The organism is Saccharopolyspora taberi, assembly GCF_039534165.1.
Classification (GTDB): Bacteria; Actinomycetota; Actinomycetes; order Mycobacteriales; family Pseudonocardiaceae; genus Saccharopolyspora_D; species Saccharopolyspora_D taberi.
Window position 1 is genome coordinate 18,579 of record NZ_BAAAUX010000007.1, and the last position, 21,485, is coordinate 40,063.

The 21,485-nt window shown below is 70.6% G+C and carries 24 protein-coding genes; 8 read left to right on the forward strand and 16 right to left on the reverse strand.

Annotated features, from left to right (window positions below; genetic code table 11):
• Positions 1–38: 38 nt before the first annotated feature.
• Positions 39–659, forward strand: a complete 621-nt coding sequence (locus ABD691_RS07180; protein WP_344678661.1) for a TetR/AcrR family transcriptional regulator — start codon at positions 39–41, stop codon at positions 657–659.
• A gap of 1 nt (position 660) precedes the next feature.
• On the opposite strand, the gene hisI is transcribed toward ABD691_RS07180, so the two are convergent.
• Positions 661–1,011 (reverse strand): phosphoribosyl-AMP cyclohydrolase, encoded by a 351-nt coding sequence (hisI, locus tag ABD691_RS07185; RefSeq protein WP_344678662.1) that lies wholly within the window; start codon positions 1,009–1,011, stop codon positions 661–663.
• A complete protein-coding gene (hisF, locus tag ABD691_RS07190) occupies positions 1,008–1,781 on the reverse strand; it encodes an imidazole glycerol phosphate synthase subunit HisF (RefSeq protein WP_344678663.1) in 774 nt (257 codons plus the stop codon). Before hisF ends, hisI begins: the two co-directional genes overlap by 4 nt.
• A 42-nt stretch (positions 1,782–1,823) precedes the next feature.
• On the opposite strand from hisF, the gene ABD691_RS07195 reads away from it, so the two are divergent.
• A complete protein-coding gene (locus tag ABD691_RS07195; protein WP_344678664.1) occupies positions 1,824–2,204 on the forward strand; it encodes a PPOX class F420-dependent oxidoreductase in 381 nt (126 codons plus the stop codon).
• A 6-nt stretch (positions 2,205–2,210) separates the two neighbouring features.
• On the opposite strand, the gene priA is transcribed toward ABD691_RS07195, so the two are convergent.
• The 5 genes from priA to ABD691_RS07220 all read right to left on the reverse strand — a co-directional run bounded on the left by priA (position 2,211) and on the right by ABD691_RS07220 (position 5,547).
• Complete coding sequence (gene priA / locus ABD691_RS07200; protein WP_344678665.1) at positions 2,211–2,942, reverse strand: bifunctional 1-(5-phosphoribosyl)-5-((5-phosphoribosylamino)methylideneamino)imidazole-4-carboxamide isomerase/phosphoribosylanthranilate isomerase PriA; 732 nt, start codon at positions 2,940–2,942, stop codon at positions 2,211–2,213.
• A 41-nt stretch (positions 2,943–2,983) separates the two neighbouring features.
• Entirely contained in the window at positions 2,984–3,163 is a 180-nt protein-coding gene (locus ABD691_RS07205) for a hypothetical protein (protein WP_344678666.1), read from the reverse strand.
• Positions 3,164–3,166: 3 nt separating this feature from the next.
• The gene (hisH, locus tag ABD691_RS07210) at positions 3,167–3,796 is read right to left on the reverse strand and encodes an imidazole glycerol phosphate synthase subunit HisH (RefSeq protein WP_344678667.1); all 630 of its coding nucleotides are present in this window, start codon (positions 3,794–3,796) and stop codon (positions 3,167–3,169) included.
• Positions 3,797–3,846: 50 nt separating this feature from the next.
• Positions 3,847–4,761, reverse strand: coding sequence for a transketolase family protein (locus tag ABD691_RS07215; RefSeq protein ID WP_344678668.1), 915 nt, complete (start codon positions 4,759–4,761; stop codon positions 3,847–3,849).
• Positions 4,762–4,866: 105 nt separating this feature from the next.
• A complete protein-coding gene (locus tag ABD691_RS07220; RefSeq protein WP_344678670.1) occupies positions 4,867–5,547 on the reverse strand; it encodes a thiamine pyrophosphate-dependent enzyme in 681 nt (226 codons plus the stop codon).
• Positions 5,548–5,629: 82 nt separating this feature from the next.
• On the opposite strand from ABD691_RS07220, the gene soxR reads away from it, so the two are divergent.
• On the forward strand, positions 5,630–6,106 hold the full coding sequence (gene soxR / locus ABD691_RS07225) for a redox-sensitive transcriptional activator SoxR (RefSeq protein WP_344678671.1): 477 nt from the start codon (positions 5,630–5,632) through the stop codon (positions 6,104–6,106).
• Between the two features lie 84 nt (positions 6,107–6,190).
• Positions 6,191–7,387, forward strand: coding sequence for a hypothetical protein (locus ABD691_RS07230; protein ID WP_344678672.1), 1,197 nt, complete (start codon positions 6,191–6,193; stop codon positions 7,385–7,387).
• Between the two features lie 216 nt (positions 7,388–7,603).
• Here ABD691_RS07230 and ABD691_RS07235 read toward each other — a convergent pair whose 3' ends face one another.
• From ABD691_RS07235 to ABD691_RS07260, 6 genes are all read right to left on the reverse strand, one after another.
• Complete coding sequence (locus tag ABD691_RS07235) at positions 7,604–8,278, reverse strand: response regulator (RefSeq protein ID WP_344678673.1); 675 nt, start codon at positions 8,276–8,278, stop codon at positions 7,604–7,606.
• Positions 8,275–9,873, reverse strand: a complete 1,599-nt coding sequence (locus ABD691_RS07240; RefSeq protein WP_344678674.1) for a sensor histidine kinase — start codon at positions 9,871–9,873, stop codon at positions 8,275–8,277. Before ABD691_RS07240 ends, ABD691_RS07235 begins: the two co-directional genes overlap by 4 nt.
• 131 nt (positions 9,874–10,004) lie before the next feature.
• The gene (locus ABD691_RS07245) at positions 10,005–10,820 is read right to left on the reverse strand and encodes a hypothetical protein (RefSeq protein ID WP_344678675.1); all 816 of its coding nucleotides are present in this window, start codon (positions 10,818–10,820) and stop codon (positions 10,005–10,007) included.
• Positions 10,821–10,824: 4 nt separating this feature from the next.
• Positions 10,825–11,988 (reverse strand): hypothetical protein, encoded by a 1,164-nt coding sequence (locus tag ABD691_RS07250; RefSeq protein ID WP_344678676.1) that lies wholly within the window; start codon positions 11,986–11,988, stop codon positions 10,825–10,827.
• A 3-nt stretch (positions 11,989–11,991) separates the two neighbouring features.
• A complete protein-coding gene (locus ABD691_RS07255) occupies positions 11,992–12,279 on the reverse strand; it encodes a hypothetical protein (RefSeq protein WP_344678677.1) in 288 nt (95 codons plus the stop codon).
• The gene (locus tag ABD691_RS07260) at positions 12,276–12,593 is read right to left on the reverse strand and encodes an SAV_915 family protein (protein WP_344678678.1); all 318 of its coding nucleotides are present in this window, start codon (positions 12,591–12,593) and stop codon (positions 12,276–12,278) included. The genes ABD691_RS07255 and ABD691_RS07260 overlap by 4 nt, the downstream gene beginning before the upstream one ends.
• Before the next feature lie 471 nt (positions 12,594–13,064).
• Between ABD691_RS07260 and ABD691_RS07265 the strand changes: the two genes are divergently transcribed.
• Together ABD691_RS07265 and ABD691_RS07275 are read left to right on the forward strand one after the other, a co-directional pair.
• Positions 13,065–14,420, forward strand: coding sequence for a cation:dicarboxylate symporter family transporter (locus ABD691_RS07265; RefSeq protein ID WP_344678679.1), 1,356 nt, complete (start codon positions 13,065–13,067; stop codon positions 14,418–14,420).
• A 385-nt stretch (positions 14,421–14,805) separates the two neighbouring features.
• A complete protein-coding gene (locus ABD691_RS07275) occupies positions 14,806–15,414 on the forward strand; it encodes a TetR/AcrR family transcriptional regulator (RefSeq protein WP_344678680.1) in 609 nt (202 codons plus the stop codon).
• On the opposite strand, the gene ABD691_RS07280 is transcribed toward ABD691_RS07275, so the two are convergent.
• On the reverse strand, positions 15,411–15,569 hold the full coding sequence (locus ABD691_RS07280; protein ID WP_344678681.1) for a hypothetical protein: 159 nt from the start codon (positions 15,567–15,569) through the stop codon (positions 15,411–15,413). The two genes, ABD691_RS07275 and ABD691_RS07280, sit on opposite strands and share 4 nt — an antisense overlap.
• A 112-nt stretch (positions 15,570–15,681) precedes the next feature.
• On the opposite strand from ABD691_RS07280, the gene ABD691_RS07285 reads away from it, so the two are divergent.
• Both ABD691_RS07285 and ABD691_RS07290 read left to right on the forward strand, forming a co-directional pair.
• On the forward strand, positions 15,682–16,068 hold the full coding sequence (locus ABD691_RS07285; protein ID WP_344678682.1) for an effector-associated constant component EACC1: 387 nt from the start codon (positions 15,682–15,684) through the stop codon (positions 16,066–16,068).
• A gap of 1 nt (position 16,069) precedes the next feature.
• Positions 16,070–18,139, forward strand: coding sequence for a caspase, EACC1-associated type (locus ABD691_RS07290; RefSeq protein ID WP_344678683.1), 2,070 nt, complete (start codon positions 16,070–16,072; stop codon positions 18,137–18,139).
• On the opposite strand, the gene ABD691_RS07295 is transcribed toward ABD691_RS07290, so the two are convergent.
• Both ABD691_RS07295 and ABD691_RS07300 read right to left on the reverse strand, forming a co-directional pair.
• On the reverse strand, positions 18,136–19,272 hold the full coding sequence (locus ABD691_RS07295) for an alpha/beta hydrolase (protein WP_344678684.1): 1,137 nt from the start codon (positions 19,270–19,272) through the stop codon (positions 18,136–18,138). The genes ABD691_RS07290 and ABD691_RS07295 overlap by 4 nt on opposite strands.
• Before the next feature lie 106 nt (positions 19,273–19,378).
• Positions 19,379–21,448 carry a phosphocholine-specific phospholipase C gene (locus ABD691_RS07300; protein WP_344678685.1) on the reverse strand — a complete coding sequence of 690 codons (2,070 nt, stop codon included), beginning with the start codon at positions 21,446–21,448 and terminating at the stop codon, positions 19,379–19,381.
• Between the last annotated feature and the right edge of the window lie 37 nt (positions 21,449–21,485).

Consider the following 21,485-nt stretch of genomic DNA (forward strand, 5'->3'; position numbering starts at 1 on the left):
CTTTGCACCCCGGGGCGCCGGACCGGGAGGATGACGAGGTGAGCAGTGGCATCGAGGACGCGCCGAAGCGACGCGGGCGGCGGCGCAGCGGCGAGGACACCCGGGCGGCGCTGGTCGCGGCGGCCCGCGAGGTGTTCACCGAGCACGGTTACAGCGGAGCGACCGTGCGGCGGATCGCGACCAGGGCCGGGGTCGACCCGGCGATGGTCAACCACTGGTTCGGCGGCAAGGAGGGCCTGTTCTCGGCGGCGGTGTCGATCCCGGTCAACCCGAGCGAGATCATCCCGAAGCTGATGGAGGGCGATCCGCAACACCTCGGCGAACGCATGGTGCGCCAGTTCGTCACCGTGTGGGACGCCCAGGAGGGCGGCGCGTTCATGGCGCTGATGCGCGGCATCGCCACCCACGAGGAGTCGGTCCGGATCCTGCGGGAGTTCATCACGTCGGTCGTGTTCGGCCGGATGATCAAGGAGCTGGGCATGAACCGGCCCGAGCTGCGGGCCGCGCTGTGCGGCACGCAGATCGTGGGACTGGGGATGATGCGCTACGTCGTGCGGTTGGAGCCGCTGGCCTCCGCTGACCGGGAGACCGTGGTCGCCGCCGTGGCCCCGAACCTGCAGCGGTACCTGACCGGGGACCTCTCCGACGTTCCGGGGTGAGTCAGTCCTCGGTCCCCAGCAGCACGTCGGCGTCGAAGCAGGTGCGATCGCCGGTGTGGCAGGCCGCGCCGTCCTGGTCGACGACCAGCAGCACGGTGTCCCCGTCGCAGTCCAGGCGCACCTCGTGGACGTGCTGGACGTGCCCGGACGTCTCGCCCTTGACCCAGTACCGCTGCCTGCTGCGGGAGTAGTACGTGCCCTTGCGGGTGGTCAGGGTCCGGTGCAGGGCCTCGTCGTCCATCCACGCCATCATCAGCACCTCGCCGCTGCCGCGCTGCTGCGCGACCGCCGCGACCAGGCCCTCGGCGTTGCGCTTGAGCCGGTCGGCGATCGCCGGGTCCAGGGCGCTCATCGAACCGTGATCCCTTCCGCGCGCAGGGCGTCCTTGACCTCGCCGATGCGCAGCTGTCCGAAGTGGAAGACGCTGGCCGCCAGCACCGCGTCCGCACCGGCGCGCACCGCGGGCGCGAAGTGCTCGACCGCGCCCGCGCCGCCGCTGGCGATCAGCGGCACGTCGACGGCCGCGCGCACCTTGCCGATCATCTCCAGGTCGAAGCCGGCCTTGGTGCCGTCGGCGTCCATCGAGTTCAGCAGGATCTCGCCGACGCCCAGCTCCTGACCGGTGGCCGCCCACTCCACCGCGCAGATGCCGGTCCCCCGGCGCCCGCCGTGGGTGGTGACCTCGTACCCCGACGCCGTCGGGCTGCCGCCCTCCGGCACCCGCCGGGCGTCGACCGACAGCACCACGCACTGCGCGCCGAAGCGCTGCGACGCCTCCCGCAGCAGCTCCGGGCGGGCGATCGCGGCGGTGTTGAGGCTGACCTTGTCCGCGCCCGCGCGCAGCAGCCGGTCGATGTCCTCGGGGCTGCGCACGCCGCCACCGACGGTCAGCGGGATGAACACCTGCTCCGCGGTCCGGCGCACCACGTCGAAGGTCGTCTCGCGGTTCGAAGAGGACGCCGTTACGTCCAGGAAGGTCAGTTCGTCAGCACCTTCGGCGTCGTAGACCTCGGCGAGCTCCACGGGATCACCGGCATCGACGAGGTTGGTGAAGTTGACGCCTTTGACGACCCGCCCCGCATCGACGTCCAGGCAGGGGATCACGCGCACCGCAACGGCCATACCCCCAGGGTAGAGCGGCGCCGGGCCGATACGGTGACCGGTATGGACAAGGTCACCCGGCTCCTCGCCGACTCCCGCTACCTGCTGCTGACCACCTTCCGCCGCAACGGCAGCCCGGTGTCGACCCCGGTCTGGGTCGTCGGCGACGGCAGCAGCCTCGCGGTGTGGACCGACGCCCGCTCGGGCAAGGTCAAGCGGATCCGGCGCGACGGCGCCGTGCAGCTCGCGCCCTGCGACGCGCTGGGCCGCCCGTTCGGCGACCCGGTCCGCGGCCGGGCACGAGTTCTGGACGCGTCCGAACTGGACCGGGTCCGCGGTCTGCTCAAGCGCAAGTACGGGCTCCGGGGCCGCGCCTACCTGGCCGCGAACCGCCTGCGCCGCAACGCTCCCGAGCTGGTCCCGGTGTCGATCACCGTCGGCTGACCGGCGTCAGCGCAGGGCGGCCAGCGCCTCTTCGAGGGTGAAGTTGCCCGCGTAGAGCGCCTTTCCGAGGATCGAGCCCTCCAGGCCGACCGGGGCCAGCCTGGACAGCTCCACCAGGTCGTCCACACTGGACACTCCGCCGGAGGCGATCACCGGGGCCCCGGTGCGGGAGCAGACCTCGCGCAGCAGCTCCACGTTCGGCCCCTGGAGGGTGCCGTCCTTGCTGACGTCGGTGACGACGTAGCGGCGGCAGCCCGCCTTCTCCAGCCGGTCCAGCACCTCCCACAGGTCGCCGCCGTCCTTGGTCCAGCCGCGCGCGGCCAGCCGGTGGCCCTGCTCGGTGATCCGGACGTCGAGGCCGACCGCGACCCGGTCGCCGTGCTCGGCGACCACGCGGTCGGTCCACTCCGGCCGCTCCAGCGCGGCGGTGCCCAGGTTGACCCGCTCGCAGCCGGTGGCCAGCGCGGCCTCCAGCGAGGCGTCGTCGCGGATGCCGCCGGACAACTCCACCCGCACGTCGAGCTTGCGCACCACGTCGGCCAGCAGCTCCTCGTTGGTGCCGCGGCCGAAGGCGCGGTCGAGGTCGACGAGATGGACCCACTCGGCTCCCGCGCGCTGCCAGGCCAGCGCGGCCTCCAGCGGATCCCCGTAGGAGGTCTCGGAACCGGCCTCGCCCTGGACCAGGCGGACCGCCTGGCCGTCGGCCACGTCAACAGCGGGAAGAAGAGTGAAGCTCACGCCGCAACCCTACCGTCCCAGTCCGCGGAACCCGCTTCCCGTCAGCGCTTCCGGTCCGCGCGGACGGCGGCGACCATCGGCACGGCGAGCACCACGAGCACCGCCAGACCCACGACCCACAGCGGCACCCCGGCCTCGGCGAGGTAGGTCCCGGCGAGCCCGGCGACCATGCCGACGCTCAGCAGCAGCGCGATGGCCTTCACCGCCCCGTTCCTGCGCACGGCTCAGAGGCTCCCGAGCCAGTTGCGCAGCAGCCGGGCCCCGGCCTCCCCGGACTTCTCGGGGTGGAACTGGGTCGCCGACAGCGGCCCGTTCTCGACCGCGGCGACGAACGGCTCGCCGTGCTCGGCCCAGGTCACCAGCGGGGGCGCCACGGCCTCGGAGGCCGCCAGCTCCCACTTGCGCACGCCGAAGGAGTGCACGAAGTAGAACCGCGTGCCGGGCTCGATGCCGGCGAACAGCGTGCTGCCCTCGGGGGCCTGGACGGTGTTCCAGCCCATGTGCGGCAGCACGTCGGCCTCGATGCGCTCGACGACGCCGGGCCACTGGCCGCAGCCCTCGGTGGGCACCCCGTGCTCCACGCCCCGGTCGAACAGCACCTGCATGCCGACGCAGATGCCCAGCACCGGGCGGTCCCCGGCCAGCCGGTGGTCGATGATCTTGTCGCCGCCCGCGGCCAGCAGGCCGTCCATGCAGGCGGCGAAGGCGCCGACGCCGGGAACCACCAGGCCGTCGGCCTCCATCGCGGCACGATGGTCGGCGGTCACCTCGACGTCGGCACCGGCGCGCTGGAGCGCGCGCTCGGCGGAGCGGAGGTTGCCTGATCCGTAATCCAGTACGACGACTCGTGCCACGCCGTTCAGGCTACCTGCGGCTGGTTCCCGCTCCCGCACCCAGGAACCGGTCACTCCCCCAGGAACCGGCGCACCGCGGAACCGATGCCGGTGGGCCCGAGCCCGTGCGCGGCCTCGTGCTCGTCGGCGGTGCCGTAGGCGCGCAGCTCGCGGTCCCGGCGCACGCCGAGGGAGAGCACGCGGTGCGGGACGTCGGCGAGCGCCTCCCCGATCACGTGCGCGGACGTGCCCGCGAGGTAGGGCTCGACCGCGACGACGTCGGCTTTCGCGATGCGCACGGCGTCCCGCAGCCCGGCCGCGTCGAAGGGCCGGACCGTCGCCGCGTAGAGCACGGTGACGTCGACCCCGGCGGTGGCGGCCAGCACCGGGCGCAGCATCGGGCCGACGGCCAGCACCACGCCGCGGGTGCCGGAGCGCACCCGGTGCCAGCCGGGTCCGGTCGCCAGCGGTTCGGCGTTGATCCGCTCGGACATCCGGAGGTAGACGAGGCCGTCCCCGGACAGCGCCGAGCGCAGCAGCGCGGCGAACTCGTCCGGATGCCCCGGCACGTGCACGGTCCACTCCGGCAGCGTGTCGAACAGCGCGACGTCGCCCGGAGCCATGTGCGTGCGGCCCGCGCCCGGGTAGTCGTAGGAGGCGCCGGTGCTCACCGCGACGGCGCCGACGCCCTGGTGGTTGAAGTCGAGCTTGAGCTGCTCGAAGGGCCGCTCCACGAGGAACGGCGTGATCGAGTGCACCACCGGCCGCAGCCCGGTCAGGGCCAGGCCGCCCGCGATGCCGATCATCGCCTGCTCCCGGATGCCGACGTTGATCACGCGGTGCGGGTGCCGCCGGGCGGCTTCGGCGAAGCGCTCGGCGGAGATCTCGGCGAGCACGACCGCCGGCCGGGGGTCGTCGTCGAGCGCGGCGGAGACGGTGCCGACGAACGCCTCACGCATGGTCCGGGTATTCGCAATCGCGGACATTGAGTTTCTCCCTCGTGGGATTCCTTTGCGTGGCGGTGCCGGTTGCTCGGGTGGGCTAAGCGGCTGGCGCCGCTTGAAGACGATGGCTGGGTTCAGCGACCAGGCTCAAACCCGGGCGATCACCGCGAGCGGCCGGTCGGGCCGGGTGTCGGCCAGAGCGCGGCGGAGTGCTTCGTGGTCTCGGCCGTCGACGGTGTGCTGCTCCCAGCCCTCGCGCGCGAAGCGCTCGCCGATGCCGCCCGGCCAGCCGTGGGTGGACGAGGCGTTGTCGACCACGACGGCGGTGAGCCGGTCGACCTCCAGCCGTCCCGCCACCGCGATCGCCTCGTGGTTGCTGCCCTCCTCCAGCTCGGCGTCGCCGACCAGCACCACGACCCGCGGCCGGTTCCGGCCCTGCGCGCGCAGGCCCAGCGCGGTGCCGACGGCCAGCGGCAGCCCGTGCCCGAGCGAGCCGCTGCCGATCTCCGCGCCGGGCACCAGGACCCGGTCCGGGTGGTGGCCCAGCGGCGAGTCGAACTCGGCGAAGCGGTGCAGCTCATCGGGGTCGACGAAGCCCTTGGCGGCCAGCACCGCGTAGTAGGCCATCGGCCCGTGCCCCTTCGACAGCAGGAACCGGTCGCGGTCCGGGTCGTCGAGCCGGTGCGGGTCGACGGCGAGGATCTGGTCGTAGAGCACCCACAGCACGTCGAGGGCGGAGGTCGCGGCGGCGTTGTGCTTCTCGTCGCCGGTCATCGCGGTCATCAGCGGGCCCAACCGCTCGTAACCCGCCGTTGGTGTCCTGGTCATGCGCCCAGCGTGAAACTTCGAGCACCCTGGAAGTCAAGGGCGGAACTTAGACCGGTTTGGAGGTTTCGCCTAGCCTGGTGACGTGTCAAAACTTCCGCAGCTGCTCACGATCGGCGAAGTCTCCTACCGCAGCGGCGTCGCCCAGACCGCGTTGCGCTTCTACGAGCAGCGCAACCTGATCACCTCGACCCGCACCTCCGGCAACCAGCGCCGCTACGAGCGGGCGGTGCTGCGCAGGCTGGCGTTCATCCGCGCGGCGCAGCGCGTGGGCATGAGCCTGGAGCAGATCTCCGACGCGCTGTCCACCCTGCCCACCGACCACGCGCCCACCAAGGCCGACTGGGCCCGGCTGTCCAAGAGCTGGCGCGACGAGCTCGACGCCCGCATCGAAGGTCTGCTCAAGCTCCGGGACAACCTCACCGGCTGCATCGGCTGCGGCTGCCTGTCGCTGCGGACCTGCTCGCTGAACAACCCGAACGACAAGGCGGCCGACCTGGTCGGCACCCGCCACTCGCTGCTCCAGCCCACCGCGGACTGCCGGCCCGGCGCCTGCAACTAGCGCCGGAAATTCACCAGAACGACCCAGTGCGCGTTGCCTTCTGACGAATACGCTGTCTGATCATCCCGGCCCCGGGGAGGCGACGTGAAGGTCCGCACCGCACTGGCAGCGGCGGTGGTCCCCCTGCTGTTCACCGCACCGGCGGCCGTCTCGCAGGCCGCACCGACGCTGACGCAGCTCGACGCGACCTTCACCGTCGCCGAGCGCGGCAGCTTCGACACCTACGGCGCGCGCATCGCGGGCCTGGACGGGAAGCTGCAGAAGGCCGCGGTGGACACGGTGTTCGCCGAGGCCAACCGCGAGTCGGTCCGCCCGGGAACGGGCAGCTGCCCGGCGAGCATCCCGGCGCCGCGGGCGTCGTGGTTCTGCTGGTACGGCGCGCAGAACTCGCCGCCGAACGACGACGCGGGCACCAGCAGCTGGATGCCGCAGGGCGTCAGCGGGAGCTGGGACGCCGCGGCGGGCGGCGGCACGTCCGCCGCGGGCGTGCTGGTCAGCTGGTACGACGCGACGGACGCGGGCAAGGGCGTCCGGGTGTCCTTTGTGGACCAGTCCGACCCGGCCCGCTACCGGCACGCGCTGCTGGTCGAGCCGACCAGCAGCGACGACTTCAAGGCCGTCACCGTGCACGCGGGCGGAATCGCGTGGGTCGGCCACCACCTCTACGTCGTCGACACCAACCGCGGAGTGCGGGTGTTCGACCTGGACCACATCTGGCGCACCGCCGCCGACCCGACCAGGACGAAGATCGGCAACGACGGCAGCGGGAACTTCCACGCCTTCGACTACCGGTTCGCCATCCCGCAGACCGGCGAGTACACCCAGGACGGCAGCTGCGTGCGGCCCGCCCCGAACCCGGAGACCGATCCGCTGTGCTGGTCGTACGTCGGTGTCGACCGGAGCAGCGGATCGCTGGTCACTGGCGAGTACATCAGCGGCGAGCCGGGCGGCCGGGTGGTGCAGTGGCCGATCGACGCGGCCACCGGGCGGCTGGCCGAGAACGGATCCGGCGAGGTGTCCTCCCGCGCGGCGTTCCGGACGACGCGCACGAACGTCCAGGGCGCGACCTCGCACGACGGCACGTTCTGGTTCAGCAGCAGCACCGGCCGCGGCAACGACGGCGAGCTGCACCGGACGCGCGTCGGCGAGTCGGGCACGACGACGCCCACGCCCACCGGCCCGGAGGACCTCTCCTACAACCCCGGAACCGGGGACCTGTGGTCAGCAACCGAGTGGCCCGAACTACGCATCGTCTTCCACACCCCAACCGCCACGGGCTGAGCCCCCGACCCGGGGCCCACACGAAACCGACCATCGTCCTCAAGCGGCGCAGCCGCTTAGCCCACCATGCCAACCGGCACCGCCGCGGGTTCTCAGGCGTTCGCTGGCGAGGACAGCTTTTTCCGTCGTATTGGACATACGTCGGAAAAAGATCCCGCAGCCAGCGGACGCCTGAGGTTCCGCCAAGCAACCACCCACGCAGGATTAGCAGGAAACCTACGCTTTCCACCTATAAGTCATCTCTGGCCGACCCACGCCGCCGTACTGCGGCTGCCTATCAGCCAGCCCACTGCCGACCAGATACTCCAGGTACCGCCGGGCGGTCACCCGGGAAACCCCGGCGGCTTCGCCGACCGCTCCTGCCGAAGCCCCCTCCGGCGCGCTGCGCAGCGCCGAGACCACCGCGTCCAGGGTCTCCTCCCCCATCCCCTTCGGCAGCGGGACGCGGTCGACGCCGCGCAGCGCGGAGAACGCGCGGTCGATCTCGCCCTGGCCACTGGCTTCGCGGTCGTCGCCGAGGCTGGCGCGGAAGCGGGCGTAGTGCTCCAGCTTCTCCCGCATGGCGGCGAAGGTGAACGGCTTGAGCAGGTACTGCACCACGCCGCTGGCGATCGAGGCGCGCACGACCCTGAGGTCGCGGGCCGAGGTCACCGCGATCACGTCGGCGCCGCTGCCCGAGATGCGCAGCGCGCGGGCGACCTGGAGACCGTCCATGTCGGGCAGTTGCAGGTCCAGCAGCACCAGGTCGACCGGGTGCTGCTCCAGGAACCGCAGCGCGCGCTGCCCGGTGCGGACCCGGCCCGCGACCTCGAACCCGCCGACCCGGTTGACGTAGAGCTCGTGCGCCTCGCCCGCGACCGGGTCGTCCTCCACCACCAGCACCGAGATCACCGCGCCACCTCCCGCAGCGGGAGCAGCACGGTGAACACCGCACCGCCGTCGTTGGTCACGTCGATGCTGCCGCCGTAGCGGCGCACGCTCTGCCCGACCAGCGCCAGCCCCAATCCGCGCTCACCCTCCTTCGTGGACCATCCCCGTTGGAAAACCCGTTGCGCCACATCGGGATCGATGCCCGGCCCGTTGTCGGCGACCCGGATCAGCACGTGCTCGTCGGTGCTGCGCGCGGTGACCTCCACGCGCGGGTGCGGCACGTCGGCGATCGCCTCCACGGCGTTGTCGATCAGGTTTCCCAGCACGGTCACCAGATCCCGGGCGTCGACGTGGCCGAGCAGGGTGTCGTCGACCTCGGTGTCCGGGCTCAGCACGACCTCCACGCCCCGCTCGCTCGCCTCCGCGCTCTTGCCGAGCAGCACCGCCGCCAGCACCGGTTCGGTCACCGCGCCGACGACGCGGTCGGTGAGCTGCTGCGCCTGCTCCAGTTCGGCGGTGGCCAGTCCCACGGCCTCCTCCGCCCGGCCCAGTTCGATCAGCGACACCACGGCGTGCAGCCGGTTGGCCGACTCGTGCGCCTGCGAGCGCAGCGACTCGGCCAGGCCCTGCGCGGTGTCGAGCTCACCGGTCAGCGCCTGGAGCTCGGTGTGGTCCCGCAGGGTCACCACGCTGCCGAGCTCGCGCCCTTCGCTGCGCACGGCCGAGACGTTCACCAGCAGCACCCGGTCGTCGGTCACGTGCACCTCGTCGCGCACCCGCTGCCCGGCGCCGAGCGTTTCGGCTAGCGGGGCGGGAAGTCCCAGCTCGGAGACGTGGTGTCCGCGCACCTCGGCCGGGTCGAGCGAGAGCAGCACGGCCGCGCCGTCGTTGCACAGCGTCACCCGGCCCGACGGCGAAACCAGCAGCAGCCCTTCGCGGACCGCGTGCAGGGTCGCGTCGTGGTACTCGTACATCCGGCTCAGCTCGCCGGGGGTCATGCCGTGGGTGAGCCGGGCGAGCCTGCTGCTGACGAGGTAGGTCAGCAGCCCGCCGAGGACCAGCGCCGCCGCGGCCACCAGCACCAGCGCGGTCACCTGCCCGCTGAGCTCGGAGGTCAGCACCCGCAGGGTGATCCCGACCGACACCAGGCCGCTGACCCGGTGCGCACCGTCGAACACCGGCACGACCGCGCGCACCGACGGCCCGAGCGAGCCCGTGTAGGTCTCGGTGAAAACCGCCCCGGCCCGCGCCTGCTCGGTGTGGCCGAGGAACCGCTCGCCGATGCGAGCCGGGTCGGGGTGGGTGTAGCGGACGCCGTCCGGTGTCATGATCGTGATGAAGGTGACGCCGGTTTCCGCGCGCACCGCCTCCGCCAGCGGTTGCAGCGCGGCCGAGGCGTCCGGCCGCCCCATCGCGTCCCGCACCGCCGGTTGCAGCGCCAGCGTGCGCGCGACCGACACGACCTCCTCGGTGGCCGCGTCCTCGGCCCGGACGCGGGCGTCGTACCAGGCCAGGACGGTCCCGCCGACCACGACCAGCGCGACCACCACGACCTGGAGCACGAACAGCCGCCGGGCCAGGCTCCAGCCCCGACCGGCTCCGGCTTGCCTCGACATCTCGTCCCACGGGTGCGCGAAAACATTGGTAGACGAGAACTCTACCCGCAACGACCTGCACAAACACGACTCCTCTGGCCGGAGGAGCCGGTATCCGGTCCGCGAGCACGTGCCCGTGGGAGCCCCGGCGACTACTTGAACGCCGCGCTGCGGACGCGCTGGAGCGATGCGTCGGTGCCGAGCTCAGCACGGGCGGACGGCTCTTCCAGGTAGAACCGCACCAGGTGATAGAGGAGAGTCGGGTCGACAGCGAGCGCGGTCGGATTGATCTCGATCATCGGCACCGGAGGCAGCTTGTCCAGCTTCCACACCCTGGTGAGCTGCCGCCTCTCCCAATGCGCGTTGGCATAGGCGACCACCAGGATCTCCGGCGTGCCGTTGTAGGAGGCTTTGGCTCCTGCGAAGGACTCCCACGGGAGGAACGACGTGAAGGTCCGTCCTTCCTGGTGGATGCCCTGCTGCGACAGAACGATCCGGCCGCGCCGCAATCGGCCGAGCGCGGCGAGCACGAAGAAGCTGACGAAGAACACCGCGGCCAGGCCGGTGAGCGCCGCGGCCACTGGTGCCGCCGGGACATCGTCATCGGCTCGGGCGAAGTCCCAGGTCGCCAGCGCACTGAGCGCGGCCAAGCACGCCACGAGCGCGCTCAGGAGCGCGAACTGGGCCCCCGAGTACCGAACCTCCGTCGCCGCATGGCCGTCATACGAGGTGATTGTGATGTCGCTGATGCGGTGGTGCGGACGCATCCTCGCGATGAGGCTGAACTGGGCGGTCAGGAGGAAGAGCGCGGCGAGCAGGAATGCGTACTTGAGCGCCCCTGACCTGCCAGTCGCGGCAAAACCGAAACCCACGGGCAGGCACGCGAGACCGAGGACGACGACGAAAACGAATGACGCCTTGAACCTCGCACCGACGCCTCCCGCAGGCCACTCCGGCGGGCGCTCCAACGGCCTAGAAGACGGCATCCCACGCTCCCTTGGCGAGACCTCCGATGGCGTTGGCCGTATCCCCCACTGCCTTGGCCCCGTCCTCGATCGCGCCGCCGACGTCGCCGATCCCGTTCTGCCACAACGAATCGACCGCACCTGACGCGAACACTCCTACCACGGCACCACCGATCGCCCCAACAGCGGTTCCGACCACCGGTACCGGGATCATGGTGCCGATCGCGGCGCCGGCGGCCACCGACGCACCGAAGCCCACGCCGCCTGACACGATCGCTTGCGCGACGGGCTTGCCGTTCGCGATGTCGTAAACCACGCCGGCGGCCGCGAGAGCGCCGCCTGCTCGCAACCCCCACTTGGCCGCGTTGCCGTCGACGTTCTTCGCAGCGGCGGCGACGTCGTCAGCCTGGTACGCAGCGGCACGGCCGAGGTCGGCGTCCCGGTAAAGCTGTGCCGGCGTGGTGCCGGCCGGGGCGTTGCGCGCTCGTTCGAGGAGCTTGGCCGATTCGTCCGCAAGGAACTGCGATTGCTTGCCCAGAATGGAGGAGTGTTTCGCGGCAAGGGTTCCGGCCGCGCCGTTGGTGAGGTCGCCGACGACGATGAACCATTTCTGGGTGACGTCGTTCCACACGTTCTTCAACGTGTCAGCGCCGAGCTTCGCGAGGTGCCGAGCAGCGTCGGAGTCGTTCTTGGCTGTGTTGTAGGCGGCCACTTTGGTGGCGTGTGCCTGCGAGGCGGCCATGGCGCTCTCGTGCGCCGCGACCGCATCGGGGGTGGCGGCTGCACCGGTCGGTGACGCGCCTGGCGCTGCGGGACCAGGACCGGGGTCTTCGATGACGTCACCGTTCACGGTGAGTCCGGCAGCGGCGGCACGCTCCCGCACAGCTCTCATGTCGTCCTGCGCTCGCTGCAACTCGGCAGCGTATGCGTCGATGCCCTGCGAAGCTGCGATCACAGCCGAGGAGAACTGCTCCGTTTTCTGGGCAGCGGCGGTCATCTTGGCACGGAAAGCATCACTCGCCGGCCCTTGCCAGCCCGCATCCGCACTGTTGCGCGAGTTGTATATCTGAGTCGCAGCGTCGGACACGGCATTGGCCATGGCATCCCGCAACCAGTAACCAACACCCCTGATGCTCTCCGGACTGCCCTCGATCTTCGTGTCGACGGCCACGTACTACTTCCCCCCAGAAGTCTTGTGGAGTTCGTAGCCCGCGGCGGCGTCTTGCGCTTGGTAGGTCTTGTTGGTCTCGGTGATGTCATCACCCGCACCGGCCAAGCCCAGCACCAGCGCACTGGCGTTTTCCACGAGGTGGGCCAGGATCCCGGTCACCGCTGGACCGCCGTCGCCCGCGTCCGGGGGACCTGGAACTGCTTTGCCAAGAGCATCGACATCCGCACTGGCGTTCTGCAACCGACTGGAAATCCCGTCCAGGACTCCTGGGTCGACTTCGAACCCGCTCATGCCGCACCCTCCTGCCGCTGGTCCTCCGGAATCACGACGTCAAGCAGCAGAAGCTGGAAGGGCTGCGCCTTCTGAAGTTCATCGAGGCCGGCGGTCGGCATCACGATCCACGGCTGGTTGCGGCCACAACAGGTGTGCAGCCGATCAAGCGCGGTGTAGGCCAGCAGCGCCACCCTCCCGTCGCGCGTGGTCCGCATCGCGACACGGGCCTGTGCCGGGTCGGCCACGGTTTCCACGCAGGGCAGGTAGACGACGGGCGGGAAGTCCTGCGGGATCGGTTTCCCGCCTCCTTGATTTTGCTTGGATGTGGTCATGGTGCGAGTCCTGCCGCTCACTCTGTGGGTACAGCGTCTTGGGTAGCCGTAATCGGCGATATTCGGTGCCGAATGCTCTGCAAACGACCTCGTGATCAAAGCGGACGTTATCGAACGGGGACAAATCGCGCAGGCGGACAACTACTCAGCCATGAAGAACACTCGGGTGGAGCAACGGCCGCCGAAACGGCACTGCGCGGCGATCTTGCCGCGCAGGAGCTGACGGCCTCCAGCTGCCGCCCGCCCGAAGCGGAGTTGACAAACTCGGTCGCACCTGTGCCCAACCGCAAGATCGATACGGGCACGTGACTCCACCCGCACCGCCCCAGCGCAACACTGAGCCGCGAACAGAATGAACAGAACCGTGACGCCGAGCACGTGGGGCCTCGATAGTCTCTTCCCGGCGCGGCCGTGACCTGGGCCACGGCCGCGACGCGCGGTAACACCCGGAAGTCCAGTAGGAGACCAACAGTGGCAAGCAAAGACGCTGCGCCGCCCGGCACCCGTCGCCGGGACCGGACCCACTTCCTCTACATCGCGGTGATCGTGGCGGTGCTCGCGGGCATCGCGGTCGGGTTCGCCGCCCCCGACCTCGGCAAGGCGCTCAAGCCGCTGGGGACCGGGTTCGTCGAACTGATCAAGATGATGATCTCGCCGATCATCTTCTGCACCATCGTGCTCGGCGTCGGTGGTGTCCGGCAGGCCGCCAAGGTCGGCAAGGTCGGTGGTCTCGCGCTCGGCTACTTCCTGGCGATGTCGGTGGTCGCGCTGATCATCGGGCTGGTCGTGGGCAACTTCCTGCACCCCGGCGAGGGCCTGCACATCACCGAGGAGCTGCGCGGCGCGGGCGCCGAGCAAGCCGGTGAGGAGGCCAAGTCCACCACCGAGTTCGTGCTCGGCATCATCCCGAACACCCTCGTGTCCGCGCTGACCGAGGGCGAGGTCCTGCAGACGCTGCTGGTCGCGCTGCTGGCCGGTTTCGCGTTGCAGTCCATGGGTTCCAGGGGCGCACCGATCCTGCGCGGCATCGAGCACGTGCAGCGGCTGGTGTTCAAGATCCTGGCGATCGTGATGTGGGCGGCGCCGATCGGCGCGTTCGGCGCGATCGCCGCGGTGGTCGGCGCGACCGGGCTGGACGCGCTGAAGAGCCTCGCGGTGATCATGTTCGGCTTCTACCTGACCTGCGTGCTGTTCATCTTCCTGGTGCTCGGCCCGATGCTGTGGATGTTCGCCCGGATCAGCATCTTCTCCCTGCTGCGCTACCTGGGCCGCGAGTTCCTGCTGATCGTGTCCACCTCGTCGTCGGAGGCGGCGCTGCCGCGGCTGATCGCGAGGATGGAGCACCTCGGCGTCAGCAAGCCGGTCGTGGGCATCTCGGTGCCGACGGGGTACTCGTTCAACCTCGACGGCACCATGATCTACCTGACGATGTCGTCGCTGTTCATCGCGACCGCGCTGGGCGACCCGCTGTCGCTGGGCGAGCAGGTCGGGCTGTTGCTGTTCATGATGGTCGCCTCCAAGGGCGCGGCCGGCGTCAGCGGCGCGGGCCTGGCCACGCTGGCCGGTGGCCTGCAGTCGCACCGGCCGGAACTGCTCGACGGCGTCGGCCTGATCGTCGGCATCGACCGCTTCATGTCCGAGGCCCGCGCCCTGACCAACTTCGCGGGCAACGCGGTCGCCACGGTGCTCATCGGCTCCTGGACCAGGGAGATCGACCGCGAGCAGGTCCAGCGCGTGTTCAGCGGCCAGGACCCGTTCAACGAGCAGACGTTCGTCGACGACCACGACGACTCCGCCGAACCGGAGCCGGAACCCGTCAAGGCGTAGTGCTCTTCCGCAACCGAGGGGCGTCCGTTCGCGGGCGCCCCTCGGGGCATTTTCGGGGTGGTACGGGCATTTTCCGGGGTCGTACGGGCATTTTCCGGGCTACACGGCGGGTTTCCCGAAGATCTCGACCAGACTGGTGGCGCTGTCGTCGCCACGTCCGGCCGCCACTCCCCGCCGGAGTGCTCGCCCGCGTCGATGCGCGGCGAGCAGAGCTCGAAGAAGCCCGGAAGCCAGGTGACCGACGCGGTGGCGTGCGGGAGCAGGTCCGCCGCCGTGCTCGGAGTGACCGTCATCGGTCTCGGCCCGATGGGGCGGGCGATGGCGAAGGCGTACCTGGACGCGGGTTACCGGGTCGCGGTGTGGAACCGGACCGCGAGCTCTGCCCATGAGCACGACTCGGCCACGACCCGAGGACGGCGACCTCGACACGCGCGAGCGGATCGTCCGGACCGCCTCCCGGCTCATGCAGCGCCAGGGCTACGACGGCACCGGGATCAAGCAGATCGCGACCGAGGCCGCGGCCACCCACGGGTCGGTCTACCACTTCTTCCCGGGTGGCAAGCAGGAGCTGGCGGTCGCCGCGATCCGCCGCGGGGACGAGGAGTTCGCCGAGGAGCTCCGCCGGGTCCTCGGCCGGCACGACGACCCGGCCGAGGCCATCGCCGCCTGCGCGCGCCAGCTCGCGGAAGGACTGCGCGACTCCGGCTGGATCGACGGATGCCCGGTGGCGTCCACGGCGATCGGCACGGCGGGCCGGGTCCCGGACGTGCAGCAGGCAGCCGCCGAGGCCTTCGCCCACTGGCAGGAACCGGTCTTCGCCGCCCTGCGCCGGTCCGGCATCCCGGACGACGACGCGCGCGAACTCGCGCACACGGTGATCAGCACCCTGGAAGGCGCCGAGCTGTCGTCCCAGGTCTCCCGGAGCGAGGAACCGCTACGCGCGGCGGGCAAGCACCTGGCCCGGCTGATCGGCCTCTACCGACCGAAGAGCTAGCCCCACACCATCCAGCCGATGCCGCCGACGACGGCCATCACGGCCGCGACGGCGAGCACGACCGACATCCCCCGGTTCGTCTTCCACGTCGTCCAGACGCCGCCGATGAGGAAGCCGGCCAGCCCAAGCAGGATGATCGGCAGGTAGTCCCGCACGTTCGCACTCCCCTTCCGCCCCGTCGTGCCACGGCACGTGATCGGAGCACAGATCGAATCAACCTGCTCAGATTGTCACCTCTCACGATCGTGGTAGGTATTGTTGCTCTAGGTGACCAAAAGTGGGAGGGGTGCCGTGCGCGCGCACGTGCGGGTCGAAGGCGGGCTCAACCAGCAGGTGGAGTTCCAATCGCTGCACGAGTGGCTGCGGAGGGAGGACGAGCTGCGCGGCCTGGTCTCAGTCGACCGACCGCCGATCAGGTCCGGCGAGATGGGTGCGCTCTCGGACACCCTCGTGGTCTCCGTCAGTTCGGCCGGAGCGATCACCGTACTCGCCCGTTCGCTCTCGGTGTGGCTGCGGCAGCGGCGTTCCGACGTCAAGATCACCGTCGACGCCGACGGCTCGGTCACCGTCGACGCCAAGCGGGCGCCCGATGCCGAGGCGCTGGTCCGAAAGGTGCTCGAGCACCGGGACGGCGGTCCGTCCGACGGTGGCTGACATGCGGTTGCCCGACGGCGCCCGGTCGCGGGCTTTCCTGTTCGGCACCAGCCGCTTCGACGACGACGAGCTGCACGACCTCCCGCAGGTCGGCAACAACCTCACCGACCTGTCCGGCGCACTGGCCGATTCGTGGGGCCTCGCTCCCGAGCACTGCACCGTGCTGCCCGATCCCGCCGACGTCAAGGCGTTGGGCAAGCGGCTGACGGCGGTCGCCGCCGAGGCCGAGGACGTCCTGCTGGTGTACTACGCGGGTCACGGCCTGCTCGACGAGCGCAGCGAGCTCTTCCTCTCGCTGCCGCACACGGAACGAGACTTCCTGGAATGGAGCGGGCTACCCTTCGCCCAGCTGCGCGGTGTGCTGGCCAACTCGACCGCCAGGAACCGGGTCCTCGTCCTCGACTGCTGCTTCTCCGGCCGCGCGATCGAGGCGATGTCCGATCCGGTCTCGGTGGTGACCGGGCAGGTCGAGATCAGCGGCGGTTTCACGCTGACCTCGTCGGCCGCGAACGAGACCTCGGTGGCGCGGGTGGGCGCCCGCAACACCGAGTTCACCGGCGAACTGCTGACCCTGCTCGACCACGGCGTCGCCGACGAGCCCCGGCTGCTGTCGCTGGACGCGGTTTACCGAAACCTCCGGCGTGCGCTGAAGGTTCGCGGTCTTCCGGAGCCGCAGCGACGGGGCACGTCCACTGTGGAACGGCTGGCGCTGGCACCGAATCGGGCGTTCAGCCCTCCTCCGCCGTCCCCGGAAAACACCGAGCGCGAAAGCCCGTGGCTCGCCGGGGTCAGCGACCGCGAGGAGCTGCTGCACCTCGCGAAGTTGCAGGAGGACAAGGGAAAAATCGCCAAGGCCAGATCCTTGTACGAGCGCTCCGCGGATCAGGGCGAGCCCGAGGCGATGAACCGGTTGGCGTGCCTGCTGCGGGCTTCCGGCGAGGACAAGCGCGCGGAGGAGTTGTTCCGCAGGGCCGTAGAGCACGGCCACGTCGAGGCCATGTTCAACCTCGGTCTGCTGCTGGAACGACAGCGGAGCGACGACGAGGGCTGGATCGAACGCGCCGCAGAGAACGACCACACCAGCGCCATGTTCCGGCTCGCGGCCCGCTACGAGGAGAACGACCTGGACGCGCTCGCGACCCGCTGGTATCGGCATGCCGCGAACGCGGGAGACGACGACGCGGCGTTGAGCCTCGGGGTCATCCTCGCGCAGGGGAGCGACACGGACGAAGCCAAGAACTGGCACCAGATCGCGGTGTCGCGCGGACGGATCGACCAGCAGGACTACGAAAACCTGCTTCGCAAGCTGAAAGACCACGCGACGACCGACGCGGGCTACCAGCTCGCGGTGCGCGACTTCGGATGGAGCCTGCGGCCGGTGAAGGCCAGGCGCCGGGCTGCCAGGCAGCACCTCGACCACGCCAACGCCGGAGAAGTCGAGGCGATGGTGCGGTACGCGGATCTGGTCCACGAGGACGAGCAGTGGCCGGAAGCCAGGCAGTGGTACGCGAAAGCCGCCGCCCACGGCAACGCGGACGGGATGTTCGGCATGGGTTCGATGTCGGACGATCCACAGGAGAAGAAGCACTGGTACGGCCGAGCCGCACTCGGCGGCCACTCCCCGGCCATGCACGTCTTGGGCGTGATCGCTGCCCAGGCTGGGCAGCACGAGGAAGCACACCAGTGGTTCGACAAAGCCGCGCGCAACGGGAACCTGGCGGCCATGTTCGAACTCGGGGCCGCGCACGAACGAGCCGAGCAGGACGACAAAGCTCAGGACTGGTACCGGAAGGCCGCACAAGGCGGTAACCGCCAGGCGATGTACGCGCTCGGGATGTCGCTGAGCCAAAGCGGCAGGGACGGTCAGGCGAGGTTCTGGCTGAAGAAGGCAGCGGACCGCCATCACGTCGACGCGATGTTCCACCTGGCGGTCCTGCTGACGACCATGAGAGAAACGTCCGAGGCCGGACGCTGGCTCCGCAACGCGGCGGCGGCAGGGCATGACGAGGCGAGGAAGCGGCTGAAGCGCCTGGAGGAAGGCACCTGGTGGTCCCGCCTCCGGGGCACCTAGCCCAGCAGGAACTGCGCCAGAACGCCGTAAGCGATCTGCGTCGGCCAGCTGCCCCACTTCAGGTCGAAGGCGTGATCCGCCCACGGCACGACGACTTCCCGGTTCAGCACGCCGGCCGCGGCCAGCCGGTCGCGGAGGATCGCGGACTGCCCGGCCGGGACCAGGTGGTCGTTGGCACCGTGGACCAGCAGGGTCGGCGGCAGGCCCGGGCGCACGTAGGTGACCGGGGAGCTCGCGCGGAACTCCGCGGGCATGGTTTCCGGGGTGCCGCCGTAGTACTTGGCCTCGACCTGGTCGACGACTCCGGGAAGTCCGCTCGTGCGGTGGAGTTCGGGCATGTCGGTCGGCGGGTAGTACGCGACGACGGACTTCGGGCGCTGTTCCGGGACGTCGCAGGACGGCGGGTAGGCGCCGGTGCCGGTCGTGTACGCGGCCAGCAGCGCGAGGTTCGCCCCGGCCGAGTCACCGCCGACCGAGACCGCCCCGATCCCGTACTGCCCGGCGCGCTGCGCGACCCAGCCGACTGCGCACTTGACGTCGCGCGCCTGCTGGTCCCAGCGCGGCGGCGGCGAAAGCCGGTAGTCGACGTCGAACACGGTGTAGCCGTGGTCGGTCAGCCACTGGTTGCGGTCCGGGGCCTGGCCGCGGTGCCCGAGCACGAACCCGCCGCCGTGCGCCCAGACGATCGCCGGGTTCCCCGGCGCGGGCTTCGCCGGGCGCCAGACGTCGAGCTTGAGCTGCTCGCCGTCGACGGTCGCGTAGACCTCGGTGGCGTGCGGACCGGTCGGGGTCGGCGGTGAGCTGAAGTAGCCCGGCACCGACAGCGCGACGTCGTTCTCGGCGGCGGTGCGCATTCCCGCGACCAGCGGCACGACCGCCGCGAGCAGGGAGAGCACGACGCCCACCGCGACAGCCGCGAACATCCGGCGCATCTCAAGCCGCCGCGCCACCACCGCGAGCACGACTCCGATCAGCGCCGGAACCACCATGAGCGGCGACCACGTGGTCACCAGCCCCGACACGAGCGCCGCCCACTCCGGGAGAACCGGCAGGAACACCACCGCGGGGCTGATGATCACCAGTGCCCACAACGCGGCAAGCGCCCGGATCCCGATGGTTCGAGCCGAAGTCATCAGGGCCTCCCGGGAAACCGTTGCCGTCAGCAACCAGTTTCGGCCGGGCCGCCGGGGAAAATCCGCCGCGAGTGACCGAAGTCTCGATCAGCCGAGCCGGGCCGGGTCAGCCGGTGACGCCCGCTTCCCCGTTCTCCACGCGCCCGGTCACCCGCCGCCGGAACGACCTGTCCTGCGCGGTGGTCACCTCGACGTCGTACCAGCCCTGGTCGGTCGGCCACACCAGGGTGTCCGCGCCGCCGGCGGCCAGCCGCACCTCGCGCTCCTCGCCCGGCGCGTAGCCGAGCGCCCGCAGGCGCAGCGTGATCGTCTCCCCGCCGCTGTTGCGCAGCTCCACCGACAGCCCGCCCCTGGCCGGGTTGGTGCGGACGTCGACCCCGGCGGCCTTCCCCTTGCGGGAACCGGAAAGCTCGAACCAGAACCGGTTCGGCCCCTGCACCGCCAAGTCGTAGTCCTCGCCGATCTTCACGGCCTCGACGTGCTCGCCCTTGACGTCGACGTGCAGCGGCTCGCCGAACTCGCCCTTGTAGCCGTAGATCGCGAAGTGCGCGGACGCCGATCCGCTGTTGCCCAGGCGCAGCGGGAGTCCGCCGCCGTCGACCGCGCCGGAGACCAGCGGCTGGTACGGCAGCGCCCGCGCGGGACGCCGCCCCTGCTCCTGGACCGGGAGCTGCTGCTCTGCGGGCGGCTTGGGGTGCCAGCGGTCGATCGGTTCCGGCACCGGGCCCGGCTCGGCGGGTGCGGGCGCCTTGCCCGGCTCGTCGAAGTCGAACACCGACAGCAGGTCACCGCAGGTGGCGCGGCGCCACGCGCTGATGTTCGGCTCCTGCACACCGGTCCAGCGCTCCAGGAACCGCAGCACCGAGGTGTGGTCGAAGACCTCGGAGTTCACGTGCCCGCCGACGGTCCACGGCGACACCACGGTCATCGGCACCCGCGGCCCGAGGCCGATGGGCTGGCCGTCGAACCAGTCGTCGGCGGCGTCGGCGGGCGGCACCGGTGGCGCGACGTGGTCGAAGAACCCGTCGTTCTCGTCGAAGTTGAGCAGCAGCGCGGTCTTCGACCACACCTGCGGGTCCGCGGCGATCGCGTCGAGCACCTGGTAGATCAGGTTCGCGCTGCCGACCGGGGTGGAGCTGCCCGGGTGCTCGCTGTCCACAGCGGACGGAACCAGCCAGGTCACCTTCGGCAGCCGCCGCGCGGCGATGTCGTCGCGGAGCCGCTGGACCAGGGTTTCCGGCTCGCTGCGGTACATCGCGCGGTCGAACAGCGCGCGCTCGGCGTCGGTCAGCCCGCCCAGCCCGGTCTCGAACTGCGCGAGCAGCCGCTTGCGCTCCTCGGCGGGCTTGCCGAACAGCGCGGTGTAGAACTCCTCGGTGGTGCGGAACCCGCCGTCGACCTTCGCCAGGATCTTGCGGCCGATCTCCTTGAACGGCTTGAAGTACTCGACCGCGTTGTCGGTGAAGTTGTCCCACTCCTGGTAGATCCGCCAGGAGACCCCGGCCGCCTCCAGCCGCTCCGGGTAGGTCTTCCAGTCGTAGCCGGGGTGGTCGTAGTCGTAGGCGGCGTTGGTGACCGCGCGGTCTTTCGTGCCCGGCTCGTAGCCGACGGTGCCGGTCCACAGGTAGTTGCGGTTCGGGTTCGTGGAGCCGAAAACCGAGCAGTGGTAGGCGTCGCAGATGGTGAAGGTCTCGGCGAGCTCGTACTGGAGCGGGATGTCCTGCCGGTCGTAGTAGGTCATCGTCGCGGCGGTCTTGGCCGCGATCCAGTCGTCGTTCCAGCCCTTCGCCCACGCCCTGCCGGAGCCCGCCCAGCTGTGGTCGAGATCCCCGAGGTACTGGATGTCCGAAGCCGGACGGCCCTCGCTCTCGGCGCCCTGCCGCAGCGAGAACGGCAGCACGGAACCACCGGCCGACGGCTGCTCGAAGACGTTGCCGCCCTTGCGCAACCGCAGCGGCAACCGGTCGCCGAACCCGCGAACCCCGCGCAGCGAACCGAAGTAGTGATCGAAGGAGCGGTTCTCCTGCATCAGCACGATCACGTGCTCGATCGCCTCCAGCCCGCCCTTGGGCGCGGGCTGCGCCATCGCGCGGTGCAGGGACGGCGGCAGCAGCGAAGCGGCGGCGACCGCACCAGCGGTACCGGCCAGGACCCGGCGTCGGGAAATCTCAGTCACGAGCGGGGATCGTGTCCCGGGAACACCACGGGCGGTA

Bases quoted from the DNA above. Each gene is read 5' to 3' on its own strand.
- ABD691_RS07255 (WP_344678677.1), bottom strand. From the start codon at position 12,279: ATGAGCGGGTTCGAAGTCGACCCAGGAGTCCTGGACGGGATTTCCAGT.
- hisI (WP_344678662.1), bottom strand. From the start codon at position 1,011: ATGAGCGCCCTGGACCCGGCGATCGCCGACCGGCTCAAGCGCAACGCC.
- ABD691_RS07215 (WP_344678668.1), bottom strand. From the start codon at position 4,761: ATGTCCGCGATTGCGAATACCCGGACCATGCGTGAGGCGTTCGTCGGC.
- ABD691_RS07295 (WP_344678684.1), bottom strand. From the start codon at position 19,272: ATGACTTCGGCTCGAACCATCGGGATCCGGGCGCTTGCCGCGTTGTGG.
- hisF (WP_344678663.1), bottom strand. From the start codon at position 1,781: ATGGCCGTTGCGGTGCGCGTGATCCCCTGCCTGGACGTCGATGCGGGG.
- ABD691_RS07290 (WP_344678683.1), top strand. From the start codon at position 16,070: ATGCGGTTGCCCGACGGCGCCCGGTCGCGGGCTTTCCTGTTCGGCACC.
- ABD691_RS07195 (WP_344678664.1), top strand. From the start codon at position 1,824: ATGGACAAGGTCACCCGGCTCCTCGCCGACTCCCGCTACCTGCTGCTG.
- ABD691_RS07220 (WP_344678670.1), bottom strand. From the start codon at position 5,547: ATGACCAGGACACCAACGGCGGGTTACGAGCGGTTGGGCCCGCTGATG.
- ABD691_RS07275 (WP_344678680.1), top strand. From the start codon at position 14,806: ATGAGCACGACTCGGCCACGACCCGAGGACGGCGACCTCGACACGCGC.
- ABD691_RS07240 (WP_344678674.1), bottom strand. From the start codon at position 9,873: ATGTCGAGGCAAGCCGGAGCCGGTCGGGGCTGGAGCCTGGCCCGGCGG.
- ABD691_RS07260 (WP_344678678.1), bottom strand. From the start codon at position 12,593: ATGACCACATCCAAGCAAAATCAAGGAGGCGGGAAACCGATCCCGCAG.